The organism is Moorena sp. SIO2C4 (genome assembly GCF_010672485.1).
GTDB classification, from domain to species: domain Bacteria; phylum Cyanobacteriota; class Cyanobacteriia; order Cyanobacteriales; family Coleofasciculaceae; genus Moorena; species Moorena producens.
The window spans coordinates 1-19,058 of record NZ_JAAHGN010000037.1; the positions used below are offsets into that span (position 1 = coordinate 1).

Below are 19,058 nucleotides of genomic sequence, written 5' to 3' on the forward strand. Positions count from 1 at the left end.
TCAGGTGCGCTTGACCTTGGCGAATTTAATTCTTAATGGGTCAAGGGCACCTTTAAATTCTCCCAAATCAGGTTTATTTTAAGCTGACAGCTGACAGCTGACGCCTGAATGCTTAGGTCAAAAGAGGTATATTTTTTAGTGTTCTGTGTTTATCCAAAATTTGTAAAGGACTAGGCTTACAGCAGGATTGTTCATGAGACTTTTGCTGGTAGAGGATGACAATGCTCTAGCTCTAACCTTGAGTAAAGTGTTGAGAGAGCAGAATTATATTGTAAATATTGCTGGAGATGGGGAAGAAGGTTGCGAGTATGCTCAAGCCTTTACCTATGACCTGATTGTGCTGGAAGTGGATTTACCCAAGCTCGATGGTATCAGCTTGTGTAAGCGACTACGGCAGGCAAGCTATGATAGAGGGATTTTGCTGTTGCTTTCTCAAGCAGCTACTGCTGAGCAAGTCAAGCTTAATGCTGAAGCTGATGATTATATTGTTAAACCCTTTACAGCCAAGAATCTGTTGACTCGAATTAGGACATTACTGCGTCACCACAGTGTTTCTGGATTAAGGCTACTGGAATGGGGTGATGTCTGCCTAGACCCGAGTACCTGTGAAGTAACTTATAAAGGTCAACTGCTCCATCTCTCACCAAAGGAATACGGTCTTCTAGAACTATTCTTGAGCCATCCGCGCCGAGTATTTAGTCAGAGTTTCATTCTCGGACATCTGTGGTCATTTGAAGACCCTCCTTCACCAGAAACAGTTAGGGCACATGTTAAGGGGTTAAGGCGCAAGCTCAAGAGTGTTGAAGCTGATGATATGATTGAAACTGTCTATGGTATGGGCTATCGCCTCAAGAGCTTACCGAGGAGCAAGAGAAAGAAACTCAAACCAACCCCAACCAGGTTCAATCAGCCTTGGGAGCGTTCTAAAGGAACCATGTGGCGTCAGTTTGCCACTTTAGAACAGGCAGTTAATGCTCTCGAAGCCGGACATCTTACTGAGGATCTGCGAAAACAAGCCCAGCAGCAAGTCCACAAGCTCGTTAGAGCTTTAGATAAGTTTGGCTTAGTGGAAGGATCACGGCTAGCCCAAACTATTGAGTACTGGCTACAGGAAGTCAGTATAACCAAGACAAGGAACTCCGGTAAAGGTAGATATCTGTCAAGACGCAGGAACTATGACAACCAAATAGAATTGCCTAGTCCTCAATTACAGCAGCTAACCTCCCCAACTAATATTCAAAATCTGGCATCTTTGGTAGCACTTCTGTCTGAAGAACTCCAGCAACCTCCATCACCATTCTCTGGTGATGTCAGTAGTGAGTTGGAAGATAATCCTAGCATTACTGTATTAAAAGACTCTGAACTAACCGAGGATGATAGATCAGAACCCCTGGCACCCGACCAATTCCCAAAAAAGCTTCCCTTGATTTTAGTTATCGATGGAGACGTGCAACTGACACAACAGTTGGAAAGAGAAGCAGTCAATTGGGATATGCAAGTAAAAGTTGTCCTAGATCCCAGGGAAGCCAGAGTTGTCATGGATCAAGAAATACCTGATGTTGTGCTACTGGACTTGATGTTTCCCAATTATCCAGAGGTCGGAATCGCACTCCTAAAATATTTCCAGAACCAATACCCTCAAATCCCAGTAATCGTTTCTACACAGCAAAATCGGTTTAGCGATCGCGTTGAGGTTGCTCGTCAGGGAGGAAGGGCGTTTTTATCCAAACCCGTTACCCCAATACAGTTACTAGAAACCGTTGAAGATGTCTTAAATCAAGACAGACCTTCCACCGCCAAAGTCCTGGCAGTAGACGATGATCCCCTAGTGCTCGAAAGTATACGACACTTCCTACAACCTTTAGGAGTGCAGATTATTACCTTAGAAGAACCCGATCAATTTTGGGAACAGCTCGAAGCGACAGGACCTGATCTACTGATTTTGGATTTAGACATGCCCCAATTCAATGGGATTGAACTGTGCCAAGTTGTGCGCAATGATCGCATCTGGCATGGATTACCTATCCTATTGCTTTGTGAACACCTAGACTCTGAAACAATTCACCGCATTTATCAAGCTGGAGCTGATGACTATATCTTTAAACCGATAACGAAATCCGAGTTAGTCACCCGTGTTTTCCATCGTCTAGAGCGTACCAAACTGCTCCGTAGTTTAGGAGAAACTGACCAATTAACTGGTGTGGCTAATCGTCGTCAATCTACCATAGAATTTAACCGATTACTGCGCTTATCCCAACGGTACCATCAACCTCTTTGCTATGCCTTATTGGATTTAAACAACTTAAAGCAGGTGAATGAGCAATTTGGTCATGTGATGGGAGATAGAATGCTTAGGCGGTTGGGACAAATCTTGCGGCAAAAGTTTCGCAGCGAGGATATAGTTGCCCGCTGGGGAGGTAAGGAGTTCTTCATCGGGATGTATGGTCTCAATCGACAGGCTGGGGTCAGAAGGCTCCAAGAAATTTTGGAGACTGTTAGTGAAGAATTTGATGACTGTGATCTAGTGCAGGTAACATTTAGTGCTGGGGTGGCAGAGTACCCTGAGGATGGCACAGACATCGAAAGCCTCTATCGAGCCGCTGATGAGGCTATTGAGCGAGCCAAAGCCACTGGTCAAGATTGTGTATTCCCAGCTCAATCCCTAGCTGGAAAGATCAGTCAGTAGTAATTTTTCAGTAGTAATTTTTCAGTAGGTGAGCAAAGCTTTCTGAGCCTTACACCAAGCTGATTTTGATCCATTAAACCCAATTGCTACTAGGTAGGACGTGAAAAATGGAACCGATACATTCACATTTTATTTACAACTTACTCGACTATTTCACAATTGGCTCTAATATAAAGATACTTTAAAGATTATCGGTTCAAAGATATTGATCTTTGATTTGGAGTTAGGCTCAAAAGTATAAAGCTTGAGAGTAGCCATCAAGCATAGGTCATTTTTATGACCTCATTAGGGTGTAAAGCTTATTTAGTCGAATCCGACAATAGTTCAGCAAGAGCGAAAGTGCAGACTTTCCGTCGGAATCGACGTTCATTGATCCAAGTCGCAAACCTTCGTTGCTTTGTTTCTAATCCGAATATTGGGTGGGAAGTCAGGCAATAGTAGTTTGGCGGTTTGATCCCGCGATTTTTCAAACCGTGGAACCCCACGCTTTTTTAAAGCGTTAGGGAATGCGCACCAAGAGATTGATTTTTGTGGGCTTTCATCTGAAGGGGGAATCTAATCTCAAAAAAATAGGTTGCAGCCCATAGAGTTTGTAGGGCTTACCCTGAATGGATTCTCGTACAGATATGATGCCCTTATGGGAAGCCGCTTTCGCGCCCATAGGCGTTGTTGTTCTTCTTTGAGGTGGCTTTTGGCTAGAGTAGCCCTTGCCATTAAGTATAGCCATTCAATGAAGGGTAACGTAGGTTGTGGATGCACAGCCTATTGGCGAACGCGTCAGTTGAAAGATTTTGATCCAACCCTAGTAAGCAATTACTGATCAGAGTCTAACTAAAAAATCAAGCCTTACCAATAGGGTATAGAACAGGGTATACAACCGTTTATAGCCTATGAATGTGCTTTTCCCCTCGCGTGTTAAATATAAAATTTGTTGGAAAATTTATCTGCCCATAGCAATAATTTTGGTATTCCAGATCTTAAGGTAGAAGCGTTTTAGGAAAACTTTTTACCAATCTTAACATCGCTACCACCTAATCAATTGAGGGGTCTGACCTTTCGGAAACTGTTACCAATTATTGTTTCTCTCAAGAGGATTAATAAATTGATATGGGATTTAATTTCAAATTAACAAGCCACTCAGGTCATAAAACGTTGACTTTGACTTTTAAAAATGATTTCCAGGTGTTTTTTTAACAAATCTTAATATATTATAAATTAGTAATTTCCGCTAACCCTTTAGTATGAAGCCAATTAACAATTATGTCTGTTACAGGCCATTTAACCGATATTTCCCTACCAGAAGTGTTTCAGTTTATCGCCCAGGGACAAAAAACTGGTTTGCTAAGGTTGCTTCCCTTGCCAATAAACCAAGCAACCCCTAGGAGGATTCATTATATTTGGGTATATCAGGGTCACCTGGTGGCAGCTGCAGATCGGTTAGACAATCAAGGTTTGGTATCGCTGATTGTTGAACACTGCGGGGTTAGCGAACGGGTAATTGCTAAGTTAGCTCAGCTGTGTGCCATAGATAAACCTCTGGGTTTATGCCTCAGAACTCAGGGTGCTTTACAAGGTGAACAATTAAAACAGCTATTTCGAATGCAAATTCTACAGCATGTGTGTGCTTTGTTTCAGCTCAGAGATGGTCAGTTTAACTTTGAACAGAATGTACCCATACCAACACGAGAAATGACGGGTTTGAGTATACCAACAAAAATAGCTATGTTGAAAGGATTGCGATCGCTCCGCAACTGGCAAGCTCTGGCAGATAAATTACCTGACCCCAATGGCGGTTTGGTCAGTATCAACGGTGGTCAACCTAAATACAGTTTGGATTCTATAGAGTGGCAAGTTTGGGAGTACACAAATGGCAATGTTTCTCTCAAGAGAATTGCAAGGCAACTGAGATTACCAGTAGAAAAAGTGCAACAAGTTGCTTTTAGACTAATCACAACAGGTTTAGTAGAAGAAGTTCCCTTATTGGTTAGCAACTTATGTGACCTATCTACATTGACCTGACGGTCAAGTGTGGTTTTTTGAGCCCTTTTTAAACGGGATAAAAACTTCCTTAAAGTACTACTTAAAGGTAATATTAATTGTGGAGGTAAGCACAACTGTATTCCCTCAGAGCGCTTTTTAGAGTTGGAAACATATCCAGAATTGCTAGCGCTTTGGTTGATTGCTCAGTTGATATCACCGTTAATCCAAAGCTGGAAATCGTAATCAAACTAGTCTTGAATACTACAATCATTTCTTTGGCACTCATCTCGATAAGAAAAGAGTTGAGACTTAGAGGCAGGGTTTTACTCAAACACTACGTATCCAGCTTCTTCAGCTACGTTTCCAACTATTGAAAAGAACTTTCACCCATCAGCATCAAGGGACGATGTTATTTAATTCCAACTTAGCACTTTGTGGTTCTGGTCAACGGCATAGCATTATAGCACAACATCTTTGCTCCGATCAAAAAAACCAAACCTCTGTCTGGGATTGATGAGGGGCTGAGTGCTCAAAGGTTGCGTCCGCACCTTGAAAGCCCGGTCCGCTGGCTAACCTACTCCTTCTGCTTGTCCTAAGGACTCTCGGCTTTAGTAAACAGAAGGCAACTCCCAGGGTGACACGTGGGGCTGATCGCGGTTCAGCTAAAACTTGGATTGTGCCGCACAAACCATCTAACACTATATAATTTATTGTCACTCATAGTTGACACTCTCAAGGTGCTCTCTTGGTTTTAATTACCCGACATGTCCCTTAATGGTTACCTAAGCGACTTATACTTGCCAGAACTTTTTCAGTTTCTAGAGAAAGGAAAGAAAACTGGTTGGCTCAGAATTACTGCCTTACCCAGAGTTTCTGGATACCGGCGACCAGTTCATCACTTTTGGGTTTACCAGGGTCGGATTGTGGCAGCAGCTAATCGATTGGACCATCAGGGTTTAATTGTCCTGATTGCTCAACATCAGTGGGTTAAACACAGTATAGTCACTACACTAGCTCAGTCATGTACTCCCAATCAGCCACTTGGTTTATATCTCCAAAGTCAAGGTATTGTACAAACTGCACAACTAAAATGGTTGTTTCAGATTCAAATACAACGGCAAGTGTGTCCTTTGTTTGAACTGAAAGATGGTCGATTTAAATTCGAGCAGAACGTGCCGATCCCAATCCTGGAAATGACCGGTTTAAGTATACCGGCAACAGAAGCGACATTGATCGGGTTAAGGGAACTGCACCACTGGGAGGCTTTGGCTGAGCAATTGCCTGACCCTGATTGGGGTTTAGTCAGTACCATCTGCGATCCACCCCAATCCCATTATCGACTCAACGTTTTAGAATGCAAAGTGTGGAATTATACAACAGGCAAAGTTTCTCTGAAAGCGATCGCAAAGCAGCTGAAACTACCAGTAGCACAAGTAAGGCAGATTGCGTTTAGGTTAATCACAGTGGGTCTTGCACAAGCAAGACCTTTGTTGAAGGATACTTCTCATCAAAACTTAGACAAATCTAGACAAAAGCAAATTGCTCTCGACAAACAAAAATATCCATTCGTTAGCTTCCGCCGCAATTCATCCCAGGTCCGAAAGCAGTAGCGTCGGCGTCGGATGAGCGGACAGGGCTGCGGCTATCGCATCTTATTTTTGTACATGCTGGCGAGGTGAGGATTTCAGCAATCGAGTCCGGTTTTTAATCAATTGATGAAATCCTTACTGGATAAGGGTTTTGGAATTTAGATGGGGTTTGCCTCTGAAAGCGTCATAAACTGACGTTTTGTGTAAGTTTGATCGAACAGTTCAAAGATAAATATCTTCTCCTTGCTCTGTGAAGCGAACATCTTTAATATTCAACTGAGAGTTAGCAGTAAGAGTTTTACGCAAACTACCGAAAAGGGCAAATTGCTCACAAGTGGAGAGGGAGACAAACTGCCGCTGGGAATCTGGTGATAGGCGCAAATCGACGGTAGCCACACCAGTATTGGCATTGACCTTCACGCGGTATCCCGATACATTAAAGTCACTGGAGTTACCAGTCTCTAAAACTTTTCCTATAACTGTATTTACTGGATTTCCTACTGGTACAGCTACCTGTTCAGATACCAGAGACTGACACTGACTGTCAGCCCGATAGACATTAAGAATTACTCCGTTAGCTCGATTGCTATTATTATTACCTTGGCTGACTGTAGCCTTAAGCGCGACCTTACCAACCTTGGTTCCTGGTTGAGTTTCTTCCGTAGGTACAGTAATCTTAGGTAGAGTAGTATTAGAGGGTGCTACACCAGTGGTAGAGCTAGCCTCGGTGGCTGGTTCAGCAGATAGATTCGCTACAGGAGTTTTCTGGGAACCAGGATTGTTATCACTCACCAAACCATAGCTACTGAAACCAACGACAATTGCTCCAATCGCAACAGGAGCTAGATAGTGTTGAAAACTTTTCATTTGGCTTCGCTCAAAACAATGCTTCTAGCTGTTGTCTAAAGCAACAGTTACATCAATCAATATTCAAGGTAGAGCGTGGTTGATCAGGATAAAACAGTTAAAAAATAGAAACTAGAAAATAAAAATTGAAATCATTTTCACGCTTATATCCCAATTCTGGGGCATTAGGGCTATACATCAATTTAATCTGGCCATCTCCCGACACTGCCAACACTCTCGACACTCGTGACACTCCCGAGCTCCCCATCTGTATCTATAGTCCTACTTTGAAGAATTGGTATTAACTATGGGGGAGGTTAGTAAACAGCTAGAGAAAATGTCGCAGAGTCTACCAAAAACTCTGATTATTTGTTAAACTTAAATTACGGTAACACCGACAGGGATTATTATGTAACTTAAATTAAAGCCGAAAACCAAGGGTTTAGTAGTTGCGCTCTCTATCCCGGTGTTAGACTTTTTTGACATTTTTATGGCGCTCGCGGGATATTCCGTCAGAGAAGCGCGGAGATACCCCCTGGATGCTATTGCATCTGGCATTGGCGAGCCATAATTTGCCTTTGGTAGGTTTTGGTAGCTAAAAAGTATCGGTTAAACCCAGCTATCCTGTTGTAATAGCCTTGCTATCGTGACATACTCCTACACTGAGTCTTAGAGTTCAGTGTAGGCTTCTTGCCAACTCCACCCAACGGTTAGGATACAAGGCCGTAGGCCACGCGGGGCGCGTTCGGCAAGCTTTATTAACGACACGGGATGCCCCGACCCACCGGAACAATACAACTCGTTCTATTTTTTAGGCACGCAGGTGGCGGTTAGCTCTTAATTTGTTTTCCCTGCTATCTTCATTATAGATGAAAATAAAAAAACAAAGTTCCGCCTCCGCCATTCATCCCACGCCCACCTTTGGTACGGATATGGGGCATAAGCGCGGATCAAGCTAAAAGAAGTTCCCCTAATAGGACATCCCCGATTCAATCAACCATGACTAAACAACCAGCCCGAATCTGCATTCTCGGTGGAGGCTTTGGGGGTCTCTATACAGCCCTACGCTTAAGCCAGCTGCCTTGGGAAAAGCCCCAACAACCAGAAATTGTCTTGGTTGATCAAAATGATCGGTTCTTATTCTCACCGCTGTTGTATGAACTGATCACCAGCGAACTACAAACCTGGGAAATTGCTCCACCCTATGAAGAACTGTTAGCAAACACAGGTGTACGGTTTACTCAGGCAGCGGTAGCAGGCATTGATGTAGAACAGCAGCAGGTACAGTTAGAGACTGGATCGGAATTTCAGTATGATCGCCTGGTGTTAGCCCTAGGTGGAGAAACCCCTCTAGAGCAGTTGCCTGGGGTGGCTGAGTATGCTATCCCGTTCCGAACTATTACTGATGCCTATCACCTGGAAGAACGCTTACGGATTTTGGAAGAATCCGATACAGATAAAATCCGGATCGCTATAGTTGGTGCAGGTTACTCTGGTGTGGAACTAGCTTGCCATCTAGCCGAACGGTTGGGAGAGCGCGGAAGGTTGCGGTTGATTGAACTCGGTGATGTGATTTTAAGAACATCAACGGACTTTAACCGAGAAGCAGCACGCAAAGCTTTGAATGAACAGAAAGTCTGGATTGATTTGGAAACCAGTGTTGAGTCCATTGGACCTGACACCATTTCTCTGTTGTATAAAGGACAGGTGGATACTATTCCCGTAGATTTGGTGCTGTGGACAGTAGGAACAAGAGTGACACCAGTTGTGCGATCGCTTCCGCTCAAACAAAACCACCGTGGTCAGCTGACTACCACCCACAGGTTACAAGCGGTTGACCATCCCGAAATTTTTGCCCTAGGTGATCTAGCCGATTGCCGAGATGCTGATAATCAACCAGTTCCCAATACAGCTCAATCCGCTTTTCAGCAAGCCGATTATGTGGGTTGGAATGTCTGGGCTTCTTTAACTGGGCGTCCCCTGCTGCCCTTCCGTTACCAGCAGTTGGGAGAGATGATGACTTTGGGGAAAGACAATGCAACTCTGAGTGGTTTAGGTCTGAAGCTGGATGGTCCTTTAGCCCACATAGTACGCCGACTTGCCTATCTTTATCGGATGCCAACTATAGAGCACCAACTGAAAGTGGGCATGAACTGGATTACTCGACCATTAACTGATATTCTGTCTGGAACATAAAGGCATATAGCAGTCCTAAATGATTCGTGAAATATATTGGCCAAAGCAATTGCTATAACCCTTTACCAGCAACGATTCCAGATTTTTATCATTTTACAAATGATTTAGGATTGCTATAGATACAGGAAAATGGAAAATTGAAATTAAATGAACAATTAACCATTAACAATTAACCATTAACCATGGAAAAACCGCGAGTAATTTTTCTAGATGCTGTCGGTACCCTATTTGGTGTTCAAGGGAGTGTAGGGGAAGTTTATAGTGCGATCGCTAATCAATTTGGGGTTACAGTACCTGCTTCAGCTTTGGACAAAGCCTTTGTCAAAGCCTTCGCCTCAGCAGAACCAGCGGTTTTTCCAGAAACAGATCCTGAAGAAATTCCCCAGCGAGAATTTGAATGGTGGTGGGTGATTGCCTCCCGCACCTTTGAACAAGTTGGTGTACTTGACCAGTTCACCGATTTCATTGATTTTTTTGACGAACTGTATGGCCACTTTGCCACTGCTCAACCTTGGTTCATTTATCCCGATGTTATCCCAGCGCTGAAAGCATGGCAGCATATTGGTATTGAGTTGGGTGTCGTCTCAAATTTTGATTCCCGTCTCCATCTTGTCTTAAAAGCCCTAAAATTAGAAGAATTTTTCTCCTCCATCACAATTTCTACCCAAACTGGCTTTGCCAAGCCTGATCCACAGATTTTTGCTGCTGCTTTACAAAAACATCACTGTACTGCTCAGGAGGCTTTTCATATTGGTGATAGTTTTCAAGAAGACTATCAGGGCGCTCAGGCAGCTCGGTTGAGAGCATTTTTGATCAAGCGCAAACCAATCACTTAACCATTACGCGATGCTCCTAGGTCGCCGCTACGCGAACGCATCTATTGGTTGCCACACCAGTGTCTGCTTGATAGCCGCTGCTCTGGTATAATTTGACTATTTCTTTGAGGAGACTGGCTGCTAACTGTGAATTCTTGGTTCTGGGTAAAGGCTAACCAGCAACTCACTTTCTTTAACTGCTAACTCATCCAACCGCTGATCTACTAGTACTCGCTCAAAATAGGTATCAGCCAGTACCCAGTAAACACCATAGTGACGAGCCTCAGATGCCATCAAGCTATGATAAAATTTTGCTAAAGATGGATCACAACAGTGAGTTGCTAGTAATCCCAAACGTTCGTGAGAACGAGCCTCGATCAGTCCAGCAACTAGTAAAGAATCCAACAACCGTTCTGGTTCGTTTCGGCGAATCTGAGCTTTCAATCCAGCTCCATAGGGTGGTGAAGAAAGGGGACCTAAGGGAATGCTACGTCTTTCTAGCCACTGGTTAACTTGCTCGAAGTGTTCTAGTTCCTCACGGGCAATGACCGTCAGTTGACGCACCAGTTTACTGTAGGATGGGTAGCGAAACATTAAATTCAGTGCTACTCCAGCCGCTTTACGTTCACAATGGGAATGGTCGAGTAAAATAACATCAAGGTTTGCAAGGGCTTGCTCGATCCAAGCCTGGCTAGTAGGGTGTTTCAGGGTATTAATCAAAGGCAGAGCAGAAGAAGACACGGTTTTTGTTCAAATCAAACAAATCAAAGTAGTTGGCTTGTTCATTGCAAACAGGCTTTGGGATCGGTAGGCGATGCTATTAATTTTAACTGAATCGTGTCAATCCTCGTCTTGTTAAGGCGCAGGTGTAATCCCGTCAAAAACTGGGTTCAATACCCGCTTTTGTAGCAACAAGTTGGGTCGTAAACCCCGACTTAACCGTAGCAAATCCGGGTAGTTCATGATAAATTTACATAGACACTACACATAAATACTTATAAGACAAGTTAAACTAGCTACTTGAGCCTATTCCTCAAAACTATTACACTTAACGACTCTATTCAGGAATAGGAAATATCTTAAAAGGAAGACCACTCTCACAGAATCGGTGCATATATCTACAAATAGGTATGAGGCTAATGGTATTAGGTATTAGCTACAACAAAAGCAGTTGATAGCCTCTGTGCTTGAGGAGGGCTGCTTCATACGCTGGTCAGAACCCGCTTAGCCATTTAACCTAGAAATCTGATGCCTAAAGCCATTAACCTTAAATTTTATATGAAGGGATCTACCTGATATTTAACGAAATTAGATTTGGATAAGTAAAGTAATGACCCACCGTCGTATTGTTATCGGTGACGTTCATGGTCACTATAATCCTCTTATGACCTTATTGGATGCGATCGCACCCACTAGTGACGACACCGTTTATTTTCTCGGAGACTTGATTGATCGAGGACCGATGAGTGCTCAGGTTGTGGAATTTGTCAAGCAAAATGCTCACCCCTGTTTATTAGGTAATCATGAGCTGATGTTACTAGAAATTATCGGTAACAATTCAGTACCTAACTCAACACGACAAGCCTGGCTCTATAGTGGTGGTGAAACTACTATCAACAGCTATGGTGGAAAAGTCTGCCAAGATCACCTAGATTGGATCAAAACACTGCCAACCTACATTGATTTAGGAGATACCTGGCTAGTTCATGCCGGGGTTAATCCTCGCATGACCATTGAGGAGCAAACCGTTGAGCAATTTTGTTGGATTCGGGATGAATTTCACAGTATGCGTGAACCTTACTTTCTCGACAAGCTGATCATCACCGGTCACACCATGACTTTCACCTTACCAGGAGTGGCTCCCGGTACAATAGCCCAAGGTTGTGGTTGGCTAGATATAGACACTGGTGCTTATCATCCCAAAAGTGGTTGGATGACAGGTCTAGACATTACCAATAATCTTGTTTATCAAGTTAACGTCTTTCGGGGTTATGTTCGCCAATTCCCCTTGGAAGAAGCCGTGACCAAGATAGAACCTAGTAAAATATGCCGACGTCAAGTGTTGATTACCTCCTGACGGTTCTAGAGGTTAACAAAAAAACTATTGGGCAAGCTTGCGGCTCTTGAGCTAGCTGTGCTGATCTGAGCACTCGCCCTCTACGACCTGTTGTCCTTTTGAGGGCAGCTTTTTTCTGGTTGCGGACTGCACGAGTTTTGTTTTTGTAAGCCCGATTGTTTAATCCATCACCAACATAGGCACGATTTGAATCGATAGACTGCTCCAAGGAATCAATTCGGTCTGCTGTTGACGGATGAGTACTCAAAAACCCTGGAATAAAGCCTCTTTGCTTGAGTAGTTTTTTCATAAAGTCTACTGATCCTATCGGAGCATAGCCTGCTTGTTTTAAGTTCTTGATACCTAGTTCATCCGCTTGAAATTCATGCTGACGACTGTTGGGACGACGTAGTGCTAATTCCACGCCCAGATTAACCATCGTGTTGCTATCAACTCCAGCCGCTTCTGCTAAACCTCTAGCGATCGCGGCTTGCTTAATTTGCTGGATACTATGACGACCTACGATATGACCAATCTCATGAGCCATTACACTTGCCAGTTGAGCTTCATTGTCTGCTGCTGCGATTAAACCCGTGTTAATATAAACAAATCCTCCCATGGTAGCGAAGGCATTAATATTACCATCATCGACCACCTGGAATGTATAGTTAATGTTTGGACGTTCGCTCCTTTTAGCTAGTCGCTGACCAATTTGATCAACATAGCGATTAATTTCCCGATTGCGATAGAGCTTAAATTGCTTTCCAACAAGTTGCTGATTAATTTGCTGACCAATTTGGACTTCCTGTTGATCAGACATATTAGATAACTGGATAATCTGAATACCACGCAATAGCAGCTCTAACCAAGGAACCCCTTGGGCGATCTGGGCTGTTCCCACCACCAGACTCAGGGATAGAAGCATGCTGATTAACGGATATAACAAATGACGTCGATAACGGGAGTAAATCGATAATATATTGCTGAACATAGCAAAATTATGAATTATTAAATCGAAAAGAGATTATTTTAGCTATTATCCCTTTTTCCACTGGAAAAAGGGTTTGCAGCCATGGCTTGCTGTAGAGGAGCCTTGTCTTTAACATCATAAGTCAACTCTCTACTAGGAGTTGTCTGCCATAATTACTGACCAGTAGCATTCCTCGTTATGGTTGAACCCCAAATAGGGTAATATGTTCCACAGACGAACCTGGTGTTTGTTATTCTCACTCACCAGTTATGGATAACTCTAATTATAGGTATTAGGTAGATCAAAAGCAGTTAACAGCCGATATCCTTTAATAGGAGCCCTTCATAACTAGGTTATAAACCCCTTAGCCATTCAACCTAGAGCCAGGGAACCTTAAGGAGTTATCTTTACACTATACAATTTTCACAAAAACAGAGAAGATAATAAACGAGAGTTAGCCACCTAATTTATTGGGTGGCCAGCGAACGCGCCCCGCGTGGCCAAAGGCCAGCGCCCCGGGATTTATCCCGGCTACCGTGTTAGAATAGAAGGACGAGTAAGAACAAGGTTGGTTACGTTGATTTTTTGCGCTTTTCGGTGAGATTCCGACCAGTAAGAGACGGGGTTAATCCTACTCCTCAAGGAACAGGTAAGTAACGCAGCAAAAAGTAGTGACTTATTGCCCTAATTTGTTTGGTACAACCACTCCGAAAGTTTTTTTAAATCAAAAGTAAATCCACAGGTTAACTTTTTTGTTAATCCGTTCGCGTAGCGTGGCCTACGGCCAGGGAGGTAGGGCATCTTTGAGTGTGCCGCAACGATACAGGTAGGTTCTCCTAGTCGGTATCGTAAGCGTCGTGGAGAGGCGCGACCCAAGGCGAATCAGATTCGCCATTGGAAAGCGCGCCAAGCGCGGTTTTAATCCGCGTAACGACATCAACTTAGAATCCCCGTCTTTTCAAAGCGGGGAGAACTCAAACCTAAGCAAGTTTATGGCTATTGTAGATTCTAAAGGACGTTTGTTTGGCAAGGTGAGCATTATCGACTTCGGTGCTGCCTTGGTGATTTTGTTGGTAGTTGTAGGAATCTTCTTCTTTCCTGGTGAGTCTGGTTCCGTTGCCCAACTCAATAGCACCAAACCAGTAGAAGTAGATGTTATTGTCCGGGGGTTAAGCTTGCTTGAACCAGATGTGTTGGTCAATCAGTTGGAGGAGACCAAGAAGACTAATATTGTGATTCGTAAGCAACCCTATGGTCAGGTTGACGTCAAATCCGTCAAAATTCTGCGTAGAAGTGTCCTGGTGCCACAACCAGATGGCTCTATCAAAGAACTACCAGATCCCAGACCTAGCTTTTATGGAATTAATATGTTACTCACCTTAGGTGGTAAAGCAACAATCACCAAAGATGGAGTAGTCCTAGGCAATAGCAAGATTAAAATTGGTACCCCAGTAGAGTTAGAAGGTAGAGATTATAACTTCAACGCCAGTGTTATTAATGTCAGAGTAAATTGACACTCCTCTGCCTAAAGGCGAGAGGATTCTTGCTTCAATGGGATTCCAACGAATTTACCCTCAGCAAGCATCTTCACCGTATGCCCTACGGCTGTTAATCCTCTAATTGCCACTACCTGAGCTGCTGCTATATCTCTATTCGTTGTATAGCCACAGGCAGAGCAAATGTGAGTACGTTGTGAAAGCTCTTTCTTTCCCGTTTCTGTCAAACAATTAGGACAAATCTGGCTGGTTTTACGTGCATCTACTTTCTGGAAATACACCCCACGCTTAAAACAAGTTTGTGCCAATATCTTGAAAAATTGGCCAAACCCAGCATCTAAGCAGTGTTTCCCTAATATTCCACGGGATAGCCCCACCAGATTCAAATCTTCTACAAATATCATCCCTGCATGATCGCACAGATGATGGCAAAGCTTCCTGTGCCAATCTTTACGGCAATTGGCTACATACTCGTGTAGTTTTGCTACCTTTTTTTGTGCGCGCCTCCAATTCTTCGAGCCTATAGGTTTCCTGGAAACACGCTTTTGCAGCAATTTCAGCTTGCGTTCGGCATCACCCAGGAACCTCGGACGCTTGATTAAAAGACCGCTAGAAGTAGCAATAAAACTAGTTAATCCTACATCAATTCCTACTGCTTCACCATGGGGTATTGGTTGAGGTAAATCAACATTCCATTGAATGGTTAGCATGACGTACCAACCGGAAACCCGTTTAACTATACGAGCTTGCTTGATTTGAGCATCATTAGGAATTTCTCGTGACTGACGGAATTTTACCCAACCAATTACAGGCAATTTCACTAACCCATGTTCTAATCTTTTCCCTTTCATTTGAGGAAAAACAAAAGACCTCATTCTGCCTTTTTTCTTGAATCGGGGGAATCCAGCGTTACGCTCCCACATGTTGGTGAAAGCTGTTTCAACTCTTTTTAAAGTTTGCTGCAACACTTGAGATTGGATCTTTTTGAGTTCAAGGTTCTGTTTTTTGGCAGCCGTCAAAGATTTACACTGACTTGCATAGGTAGGACGCGGTGTGTCAGCGGGAATGATGTAGCAACTACGGAGGCGGCAAGAATTAATCTGACAACTACGAGATTTGTACCAATCCTTCCTTTCCGCTAAAGCGTAGTTGTATACCAAGCGAGTTATCTCAAGCCACTCATCAAAGATTTTTGATTGTTGTTTGGTAGGTTTGAGCTTGAACTCGTAGGTGAGATTAAACATTTGCTTTTCCTCCTTGCCTTCTATAATAGCCATTATATTATCTACCGTCAATACGAAAGATAACAAAACCCCGTTGTTCGCGTTCGCCTTTGGCGTGGCCTACGGCCAAGCGTCGCCTTTGGCGATAGTTACCGTAAGATAGTGGAGCCTTTAGAGTCGGCAGGCTATGCATAAAAGAGGTGCGACCCGTGGCGAATTTAATAATTAGATGCGGAAAGCGCACCTTTGGTTAAAACTTATTGATTAAGGCTCCACTATATAAGGTTTCTATCCAGCGAAGGACGGGGCTTTAAACCCAAAATTTTTGGGAATCACGAGTGATGGGGTGAATTGAACTAATCATTTATCCCATACACCCCACCATCGGGCAGCCGCAAGGGAGAGCTTTAGCTCATTTAGTATCAGCTTTTTCCACCGAAGCATCATTGATTCCCAGGGTAAGCCTTAGAGGTTTCCGGTAAGGATAGGCTCTAGCAACTTGCCGGTAAACGTCATAATTAGTAGGTAGTGTCACTGTCTGTGCCCCCTCTTGATAGGTGATATCGTATTTAACTGTACGCAACAGCTCTGGCTTGCTAGGCTTATGATGAAGTGGCTGACGCTGTTCTACCTCATCAATGGTTGGTTTTGGTGGGACAACTGGCCACCATAACCCCTTGTCATCAGGTCCTGTTACAGCACCTTCTGGTTTCTCACCATTGCGGTTGACTACGGACTTGGAAGCAAACTCCTCAACATCGGGATCTCTATCAGTTGTTGAATTAAGAGAATACTCAACTCGCCAGGTTAAGGTGGTTAGTGCTGTAGCTTCATACTCAGTAATAATCACAGTGTTACAACTGCTAAGCGCTACTGCTACACAAAAGCCGATCAACATCAAAATAATCTGGCGACGCCGCAAAATGCGATCAAGTAGGACATGGAAACTAGTCAAATTCACTCCACCCCATCCAAACTTACGACTAAATGCAATTTGCTCCCCTATACCCTATTCTGTACCAAATTCTCAAACCTGCCTTTCCCAATTGCCTGTGGTCAGGAGCAACGAATTCACCTGCGATCGCACTCACCTTCGATGATGGACCCCATCCACAGTACACTCCCAAGTTACTGCAAGTCTTAGACCGCTACCAAGTCAGAGCCAGTTTTTTCTGGTTGGGCGTTTGCGTACACCAAGCCCCCAGTGTCGCTAGAGAGGTTTACCAACAAGGTCACTGGTTAGGACTTCATGGATATTACCATCAGTCTTTTCCCTTTTTAAAACGGGATGCCCTTCAGCAGAGTTTGCTCCTTACCCAAGACGCGATCGCTCAAGCTTGTCAGATTCACCCAGACAAGGTAAAAGACGTTCGTCCCCCTAACGGATTATTTACACCCCGAACCTTGAATATACTGCACCAGTGGAACTATAGATCAGTAATGTGGAGTGTTGTTCCAGAAGACTGGAAACGTCCTGGTGTCAGTATAATCGTGGAGAGAGTCCTAAAGCAGGTTCAAAACGGTTCCCTGATCGTCCTACATGATGGTTATTATGGAGGACAAGATGTGGTTGAAACTACGGCTGAGTTAATTCCTCAGCTATTGAACCAAGGTTACAAATTTGTTAGCATTGACCAGCTATGGCAGGAAAATTAGTAGTTTTGTTAATTGAGTTAGGCTTTTCTGACTCACCGCACCGTAAACTCCTAGAAAAACTGCTTTGCTAGACGCTTCCGGTTTTCCATCTCATTACTCCTGTAGTGAACTACTTAATCCAATTACCTACTCTATATACTTCATATAGAGTATACTATCCATTTTAACGCTATATGTAGTGCTCAGCTAATCTGATAAATTTTCAAAAAAATGAGCAAACTGTAAAAATTAAAATTAGAAATTAAAATAATGATCAACCGAAAGCTCCATCGGACGAGGAGACTTGCTTCCCCTACGCAATGTTCCCATCGTCTTTCTCTAGATTATTTCCGATGCCCTGATTCACCATTCCCTTACGCAGGAATACCGAATTAGGAGCTGGTTAAATCAACTTACTTGGCAGTACTTTCACTTAGCGTGTTACTACATTGGCTAGGAAAATGTATTACAAAAGTAATACTAAATAATCATTACCTAGACCCATAGCTTGTCAATGGTTATCATACAGGACAAGTTAATTAACCTAGTGAAGTTCAACTGTCGGGTTTTATAGAACATTAGTACTAAACTAGTGACTATATTCTAGGCATAAAGGAAAGTGGGTACTTATTGCTACACTTTCTCAAAGCTTTTGACCAGATAAATAAGCTAAATTTTTCAGATAAACACTAGAGCAAAATTTTGTAAATAAGGCTACAATCAAAAAGTCTTCCCAAAATTCAGTATTAACACTTAAATGGATAGTAGATTCACTGCAAGTTAAGTCCAAGGAAATAGAGTCGATCTAATTCCTACGGCTGAAGCGATTCGACCCACCATAGGGTGCAACAAACAAGGTTCTCACTGACTAAGCCATCTTAAGTAGATCAACGGACATCATCTACTGGTCTGAAACTGAAGGAGCATGAGGAAAAAACATGACCCAGGCAAATGAATTACTCGCAACAATCGCTCAACCTCAGAGCGATTTAGAAGTCTTGATTGAGGATGACGTGAACCGAGATGATTTGGTGGACGCTCAACCTGACGAGGAAAATAGTAAGCCTGGTAAGGGGCGATCTAACCGTCGCCGAACCCAAAGCAAAAAGAAGCACTATACAGAAGATTCAATTCGCCTCTATTTGCAGGAAATTGGCAGGATTCGTCTACTCAGAGCTGATGAAGAAATTGAATTAGCCCGTAAAATTGCTGATTTGTTGGAATTAGAACGAGTGCGGGAGCGCTTGTCTGAGCAGTTAGAGCGGGAACCTGGAGATCGGGAATGGGCAACAGAGGTCGATATGGAGCTGCCAGCTTTCCGTTACCGCTTACACGTCGGTCGGCGGGCTAAGGAAAAAATGGTGCAGTCTAACCTCCGTTTGGTGGTTTCCATCGCCAAGAAATACATGAATCGAGGACTCTCATTCCAAGACTTGATTCAAGAAGGTTCTCTAGGTTTAATCCGGGCTGCGGAAAAATTTGACCACGAAAAAGGCTACAAGTTTTCTACCTATGCTACCTGGTGGATTCGTCAAGCTATTACTCGTGCTATTGCTGACCAGTCCA

The 19,058-nt window shown here is 43.4% G+C and carries 16 protein-coding genes; 10 read left to right on the forward strand and 6 right to left on the reverse strand.

Going from position 1 to position 19,058, the window contains the following annotated elements:
• Window positions 1-193: 193 nt before the first annotated feature.
• The 3 genes from F6K20_RS04035 (at window position 194) to F6K20_RS04045 (ending at window position 6,276) form a co-directional block, all read left to right on the forward strand.
• Window positions 194-2,686 (forward strand): response regulator, encoded by a 2,493-nt coding sequence (locus tag F6K20_RS04035; protein WP_008182000.1) that lies wholly within the window; start codon window positions 194-196, stop codon window positions 2,684-2,686.
• 1,260 nt (window positions 2,687-3,946) lie between these two features.
• The gene (locus tag F6K20_RS04040) at window positions 3,947-4,705 is read left to right on the forward strand and encodes a DUF4388 domain-containing protein (RefSeq protein ID WP_008182001.1); all 759 of its coding nucleotides are present in this window, start codon (window positions 3,947-3,949) and stop codon (window positions 4,703-4,705) included.
• 725 nt (window positions 4,706-5,430) lie between these two features.
• On the forward strand, window positions 5,431-6,276 hold the full coding sequence (locus tag F6K20_RS04045; RefSeq protein WP_008182003.1) for a DUF4388 domain-containing protein: 846 nt from the start codon (window positions 5,431-5,433) through the stop codon (window positions 6,274-6,276).
• A 201-nt stretch (window positions 6,277-6,477) separates the two neighbouring features.
• Here F6K20_RS04045 and F6K20_RS04050 read toward each other — a convergent pair whose 3' ends face one another.
• Entirely contained in the window at window positions 6,478-7,122 is a 645-nt protein-coding gene (locus F6K20_RS04050; protein ID WP_008182005.1) for a hypothetical protein, read from the reverse strand.
• Between the two features lie 125 nt (window positions 7,123-7,247).
• Between F6K20_RS04050 and F6K20_RS04055 the strand changes: the two genes are divergently transcribed.
• The 3 genes from F6K20_RS04055 to F6K20_RS04065 all read left to right on the forward strand — a co-directional run bounded on the left by F6K20_RS04055 (window position 7,248) and on the right by F6K20_RS04065 (window position 10,133).
• The gene (locus F6K20_RS04055; RefSeq protein WP_154659740.1) at window positions 7,248-7,406 is read left to right on the forward strand and encodes a hypothetical protein; all 159 of its coding nucleotides are present in this window, start codon (window positions 7,248-7,250) and stop codon (window positions 7,404-7,406) included.
• Window positions 7,407-8,100: 694 nt separating this feature from the next.
• Complete coding sequence (locus F6K20_RS04060) at window positions 8,101-9,297, forward strand: NAD(P)/FAD-dependent oxidoreductase (protein WP_008182007.1); 1,197 nt, start codon at window positions 8,101-8,103, stop codon at window positions 9,295-9,297.
• A gap of 182 nt (window positions 9,298-9,479) precedes the next feature.
• Window positions 9,480-10,133 (forward strand): HAD-IA family hydrolase, encoded by a 654-nt coding sequence (locus F6K20_RS04065; RefSeq protein ID WP_008182009.1) that lies wholly within the window; start codon window positions 9,480-9,482, stop codon window positions 10,131-10,133.
• Between the two features lie 120 nt (window positions 10,134-10,253).
• Here the strand turns inward: F6K20_RS04065 and F6K20_RS04070 are convergent, their stop codons facing one another.
• Entirely contained in the window at window positions 10,254-10,853 is a 600-nt protein-coding gene (locus tag F6K20_RS04070) for a MiaE family protein (protein ID WP_008182010.1), read from the reverse strand.
• A 589-nt stretch (window positions 10,854-11,442) separates the two neighbouring features.
• Here F6K20_RS04070 and F6K20_RS04075 point away from each other — a divergent pair.
• Complete coding sequence (locus F6K20_RS04075; RefSeq protein ID WP_008182011.1) at window positions 11,443-12,189, forward strand: metallophosphoesterase family protein; 747 nt, start codon at window positions 11,443-11,445, stop codon at window positions 12,187-12,189.
• Here the strand turns inward: F6K20_RS04075 and F6K20_RS04080 are convergent.
• The gene (locus F6K20_RS04080) at window positions 12,179-13,159 is read right to left on the reverse strand and encodes a M48 family metallopeptidase (RefSeq protein ID WP_081431826.1); all 981 of its coding nucleotides are present in this window, start codon (window positions 13,157-13,159) and stop codon (window positions 12,179-12,181) included. The genes F6K20_RS04075 and F6K20_RS04080 overlap by 11 nt on opposite strands.
• Window positions 13,160-14,130: 971 nt before the next feature.
• On the opposite strand from F6K20_RS04080, the gene F6K20_RS04085 reads away from it, so the two are divergent.
• Entirely contained in the window at window positions 14,131-14,652 is a 522-nt protein-coding gene (locus F6K20_RS04085) for a DUF4330 domain-containing protein (RefSeq protein ID WP_008182013.1), read from the forward strand.
• 11 nt (window positions 14,653-14,663) lie between these two features.
• Here the strand turns inward: F6K20_RS04085 and F6K20_RS04090 are convergent, their stop codons facing one another.
• The 3 genes from F6K20_RS04090 to F6K20_RS04100 all read right to left on the reverse strand — a co-directional run bounded on the left by F6K20_RS04090 (window position 14,664) and on the right by F6K20_RS04100 (window position 16,818).
• Window positions 14,664-15,878: an RNA-guided endonuclease InsQ/TnpB family protein gene (locus F6K20_RS04090; protein ID WP_287262837.1), complete on the reverse strand. Its 1,215-nt coding sequence runs from the start codon at window positions 15,876-15,878 to the stop codon at window positions 14,664-14,666.
• Window positions 15,879-15,915: 37 nt separating this feature from the next.
• Window positions 15,916-16,101: a hypothetical protein gene (locus F6K20_RS04095; protein WP_131826851.1), complete on the reverse strand. Its 186-nt coding sequence runs from the start codon at window positions 16,099-16,101 to the stop codon at window positions 15,916-15,918.
• Between the two features lie 168 nt (window positions 16,102-16,269).
• A complete protein-coding gene (locus tag F6K20_RS04100) occupies window positions 16,270-16,818 on the reverse strand; it encodes a hypothetical protein (RefSeq protein ID WP_008182016.1) in 549 nt (182 codons plus the stop codon).
• 26 nt (window positions 16,819-16,844) lie between these two features.
• On the opposite strand from F6K20_RS04100, the gene F6K20_RS04105 reads away from it, so the two are divergent.
• Window positions 16,845-17,513 (forward strand): polysaccharide deacetylase family protein, encoded by a 669-nt coding sequence (locus F6K20_RS04105; RefSeq protein ID WP_287247572.1) that lies wholly within the window; start codon window positions 16,845-16,847, stop codon window positions 17,511-17,513.
• A gap of 917 nt (window positions 17,514-18,430) precedes the next feature.
• Window positions 18,431-19,058 (forward strand): sigma-70 family RNA polymerase sigma factor (locus F6K20_RS04110; RefSeq protein WP_287293858.1); only part of this gene is annotated, 628 nt, incomplete at its 3' end.

Excerpts from the sequence above, each read along its gene's own strand:
- F6K20_RS04060 (WP_008182007.1), top strand. The coding sequence starts at position 8,101 with ATGACTAAACAACCAGCCCGAATCTGCATTCTCGGTGGAGGCTTTGGG.
- F6K20_RS04090 (WP_287262837.1), bottom strand. The coding sequence starts at position 15,878 with ATGTTTAATCTCACCTACGAGTTCAAGCTCAAACCTACCAAACAACAA.
- F6K20_RS04035 (WP_008182000.1), top strand. The coding sequence starts at position 194 with ATGAGACTTTTGCTGGTAGAGGATGACAATGCTCTAGCTCTAACCTTG.
- F6K20_RS04050 (WP_008182005.1), bottom strand. The coding sequence starts at position 7,122 with ATGAAAAGTTTTCAACACTATCTAGCTCCTGTTGCGATTGGAGCAATT.
- F6K20_RS04105 (WP_287247572.1), top strand. The coding sequence starts at position 16,845 with ATGCAATTTGCTCCCCTATACCCTATTCTGTACCAAATTCTCAAACCT.
- F6K20_RS04080 (WP_081431826.1), bottom strand. The coding sequence starts at position 13,159 with ATGTTCAGCAATATATTATCGATTTACTCCCGTTATCGACGTCATTTG.
- F6K20_RS04075 (WP_008182011.1), top strand. The coding sequence starts at position 11,443 with ATGACCCACCGTCGTATTGTTATCGGTGACGTTCATGGTCACTATAAT.
- F6K20_RS04045 (WP_008182003.1), top strand. The coding sequence starts at position 5,431 with ATGTCCCTTAATGGTTACCTAAGCGACTTATACTTGCCAGAACTTTTT.
- F6K20_RS04085 (WP_008182013.1), top strand. The coding sequence starts at position 14,131 with ATGGCTATTGTAGATTCTAAAGGACGTTTGTTTGGCAAGGTGAGCATT.
- F6K20_RS04065 (WP_008182009.1), top strand. The coding sequence starts at position 9,480 with ATGGAAAAACCGCGAGTAATTTTTCTAGATGCTGTCGGTACCCTATTT.
- F6K20_RS04040 (WP_008182001.1), top strand. The coding sequence starts at position 3,947 with ATGTCTGTTACAGGCCATTTAACCGATATTTCCCTACCAGAAGTGTTT.